Annotated in this window: 5 protein-coding genes; all 5 read right to left on the minus strand. The window is 31.4% G+C overall.

Annotated features, from left to right (window positions below; genetic code table 11):
- Positions 1-163: 163 nt before the first annotated feature.
- The 5 genes from ELS83_RS21430 to ELS83_RS21450 all read right to left on the minus strand — a co-directional run bounded on the left by ELS83_RS21430 (position 164) and on the right by ELS83_RS21450 (position 3318).
- Complete coding sequence (locus tag ELS83_RS21430) at positions 164-730, minus strand: DUF922 domain-containing protein (protein WP_171597586.1); 567 nt, start codon at positions 728-730, stop codon at positions 164-166.
- A 51-nt stretch (positions 731-781) separates the two neighbouring features.
- Entirely contained in the window at positions 782-1225 is a 444-nt protein-coding gene (locus ELS83_RS21435) for a hypothetical protein (RefSeq protein ID WP_171597587.1), read from the minus strand.
- Positions 1226-1234: 9 nt separating this feature from the next.
- Positions 1235-1582: a hypothetical protein gene (locus ELS83_RS21440; RefSeq protein ID WP_171597588.1), complete on the minus strand. Its 348-nt coding sequence runs from the start codon at positions 1580-1582 to the stop codon at positions 1235-1237.
- A gap of 146 nt (positions 1583-1728) precedes the next feature.
- Positions 1729-2502, minus strand: a complete 774-nt coding sequence (locus tag ELS83_RS21445; protein ID WP_171597589.1) for a hypothetical protein — start codon at positions 2500-2502, stop codon at positions 1729-1731.
- Between the two features lie 318 nt (positions 2503-2820).
- A complete protein-coding gene (locus ELS83_RS21450) occupies positions 2821-3318 on the minus strand; it encodes a toxin-antitoxin system YwqK family antitoxin (protein WP_171597590.1) in 498 nt (165 codons plus the stop codon).
- Positions 3319-3634: the final 316 nt, after the last annotated feature.

Genomic DNA, 3634 nt, shown 5'->3' on the forward strand with positions numbered 1-3634 from the left:
GTGGAGCCTTAATTTCAGAAATGACATCTTTGTTTTGTGTACTACAACTAATAAATAAGACTGTTAGAACAATAAGGTAGAATTTCATATGATTATTTAATTGTTTCCGCATAATTCTTCAGTGGTGCTGGTTTAATGCAAAACATCACTTTTGTTAATCCTTTTACCTGGAATTATCCGCTTCAAACATTTCTAGTTTCTTTAACTCAATTGCAACTAGGACTTTCCATTCATTTTGTGTTTCAACTAATTTTCCATGGTCGGTTTCTTTATCATATTTGCTATTATAAATTTCTTTCTCTTTTAGTAGCCCATTAATGAGTAAAGAATAATCCTTTACAGTTGTCTTTTTTTCTTTAATTAACTGCTCAATACCATTTCTAATTTTTCGAGTAAATATTTCAGCTATGTCAAAGTGAATCTGTTCATGCTCTAATAATTGTAGTGAAGTTGTATGTGTTGTCCAAGACAAGGATTTGTCAAAATTATTGGTAACTCTATATTTTAAAATTTCATTTTCATAGTAACCAGTTGCTTGTATAGCAGCGCAACATCCGGCTTTCATTGTGCCTGAATTAAGATTCTTATTGTCTTTTTCTCCTTGAAAATCAGACCACTTTAACTTACGATCCTTTGACCAGGGGATCAAATTATCGTCACTGTTAGTCTTTTGCCCGATACTTAAAAAAGAACTAAGAAGTAAAAAAAGAAGTAAAATTGTTTTCTTCATGCGCTTTTTAATTACCACCAACGTTTTTGCTAAACTGCGTTTTAATTCGGTTTAGGTTTTGTTAGGCACTTTTATTTTTAGTTTATATTCAATTTCAAGCAGAGCAATTTCATGACCATATCCCATTCCATGAATAAATTCATTAGGTACACCCTCAATCTTAAATTTCTTAATAGCCTTCAAGTAATCTTCTAATATTTTATCCGGCTTTCTAGTCAAAAAAGTCGAGAGATATTTCTCAGCAACATTTTTATGGTCAGCCATAAGGAGGTATTGAACAGTGGTCATAGGATTGTTTAATTCAAATTTATCCTTTTCGATTTCATTTACTACCAATTTTGAATTTTGCAAATCCTCAAAAACATTTACTAACCTTTCTTTTGTTACTTTTGAGATTATCGATACTGCGTTTTCAAACTCCTGTTTGTCTGCAAGGTTCCATACTAAATTACCTTCACCGCCTTCCACAAATGTTCCAATGTCTTTTCCAATCATTGTTTCATTTCAATAGCTTAGCAATGGATTATTTTTTGAAAATTTCTTTAAGTCTTTGGAATTAATATAGAAGAAAGAAGACAACTCCACATATTGACCCGCAACATTATCTCTATTCGATGAAAACTTAACAAACAAAGCATACTTTTTATCTGAACTTTCGAGCTTAAGTTTATTCTGACTAGAAGAGTATTTAAATCCTAAATTAGCTAGCTCATATGATATTAACTGGCATGCTCGGTCAAATAGTTCTTTAGGCTTTTCTGCTTCAGTTATATTCAAATGTCTTTTAGCAGCTCGTTCTTTGTTGCTAAATATGTGCTCTGTATAGTCTTCTATATTTTTAAGCCATTTCATCTTTTTAAATTGTGCCTAACGGTCTTGCTAAAATTTTGTGGGCGATTTACAACCGCCGCCTTTCAGAGCCGCTACCGTTTAAAAATTTTGTTGTATTATCAAGTTGAGCGTCACCGCCCATTAATTTTAACTTTTGTTATGGGCTTTTATTTAAACTTTTTCTCTAAATCAACTTTGTCAAACTTCTCATAAATGTCATCTAATCCACCTGTATTCTGAATGTTTAACAAAGGATACTTTATTAAGTCATCTAATGGAATATATAGTCGAAAATTTATAAACTCATTATCATTCACTCCAACATGAGTTTCTTTCCAGACTAGAATTCCCTTGGTAGTGTCATAATATTTAATTTCCTTTTTCGAAACTTTGCCTTTGAAATCTTGATACAGTAGCGAATAAGTATTATTCTCTTTAAAAAACTCCTGAATGGAATGTTGCATTAATCCTTCATCATCTTTATAAAAGAAAGCTGTATCAGAAATAATTCTAGGATGTTCTAAATCGGGTAAAAATGCAACGTAATGGCCATTTAATTTATGTATTGGAATGTATGTTTTTATAATCTCTTTCTCTGTAATTTTCTTATACGTCTTATCACCAGCTTTGTAAACCTTTTGAAAGGAATTACCATTAATTATACTTTCCAATTGACTCTTTACTTTATTAATTTCATTAAGAATATTCCTCTTTTGAAAATCTATGTACACAACCCGTTCATCAACAACGCCTGGCATATCATCATATCTAATCTTTTTATATTCCAGTATAACAATTGAATCGTTGTTTATTTCTGCTAATATTGGGCTAGTTTTTATCGAATCTGAACTTATTGTAAGAGATTTAAAGTTTTCTTGCCCATTCGCTAATTGGATTAGTGTAATTGAAAAAAACAGTAAGGTTAAACTTTTTAAATTCATTTTTAATCTATAATAGTTTTTGTTCTTCTTCTTAATTGCCCATAACGTACGTATAAACACAATGTCCTATTTATTTATCTTAAAACGTACATTACACATTACATCCGTATATGGTATGTAATGTGCAATAAATATAATTTATTCTAGTAAATCTTCTCCTGGGTTTTTAATAACATAAACAGTAGGTTCCTTTCTTTTTTATCATGAAGCTTGTTAGAACTAAAGATCTTGAAAATAAATTTACATATTATTTAATCATAGAAGCCAGTGTATTGAAAATTAAGAACTGGTTTAAATAGGAGAGTAGCATACCACGTACTATTGGCTATCGCTAACCGGAGGACTTCCATAATCTATGCTCTCTATAAGGTTTCCATTCTCATCCCAATATTTCCATATTCCAATTTTTTTAGTCTCGTACCAAAAACCTTCTTTCTTTTTAGTCCCATTTTCGTGGAATTCTACATATCGACCATGAATCTTACCTTTAAGCCAGGTTACCAGCTTCATTAACTGTCCTCCACTATAATAAGTTTTAGATTCTCCATTTCGTTGTCCATTTACAACGATGAATTCTTTAATTAATTTATTGTTATTGAATGCTTTGAAAGTTCCATCGAGTCGTTCGAAAAAATGTACTTTAACAGATAGTGCTGAATGTACAATGGTATCTCCATTGGGCCTTATTGTTATCCCATAAACCTTACGTTCCTTCATTTTTTCATCATGAATCGAGCTTAAATCAGATTCTTTTGAAGTCGAACATGACAATAGGTAACAAGTCGCAACAATTAGGAATAAGACGTTACTTTTCATGTACAGCTTATTTGAATTTGCAGTAGACATTTTGTTTGAGTTGAGTGTCTTACAACTAAATTTACATATTATTTAATTATCGAAGCCAATGTGTGGAAAATTAAGAACTGGTTTAAATAGGAGGGAAGGGCATTTTACCACGCGAGAGGACTTGCGCGATGGCGGGGGTATGTGTTTAATAGAAATCATTCGCGTGTATGGTTGTATCAGAAACAATCTTTTCAATTAGCACATCAGGGCTTTTATATATGAGTGTTTCTGTCCAACTAGATGTTACCACTCTCAAGTCTTTGGTAATTACAACATCGCTTTTATA

Origin of the sequence: Marinifilum caeruleilacunae (assembly GCF_013141825.1) — a bacterium.
GTDB lineage: Bacteria > Bacteroidota > Bacteroidia > Bacteroidales > Marinifilaceae > Marinifilum > Marinifilum caeruleilacunae.

Excerpts from the sequence above, each read along its gene's own strand:
- ELS83_RS21435 (WP_171597587.1), bottom strand. The coding sequence starts at position 1,225 with ATGATTGGAAAAGACATTGGAACATTTGTGGAAGGCGGTGAAGGTAAT.
- ELS83_RS21445 (WP_171597589.1), bottom strand. The coding sequence starts at position 2,502 with ATGAATTTAAAAAGTTTAACCTTACTGTTTTTTTCAATTACACTAATC.
- ELS83_RS21450 (WP_171597590.1), bottom strand. The coding sequence starts at position 3,318 with ATGAAAAGTAACGTCTTATTCCTAATTGTTGCGACTTGTTACCTATTG.
- ELS83_RS21440 (WP_171597588.1), bottom strand. The coding sequence starts at position 1,582 with ATGAAATGGCTTAAAAATATAGAAGACTATACAGAGCACATATTTAGC.
- ELS83_RS21430 (WP_171597586.1), bottom strand. The coding sequence starts at position 730 with ATGAAGAAAACAATTTTACTTCTTTTTTTACTTCTTAGTTCTTTTTTA.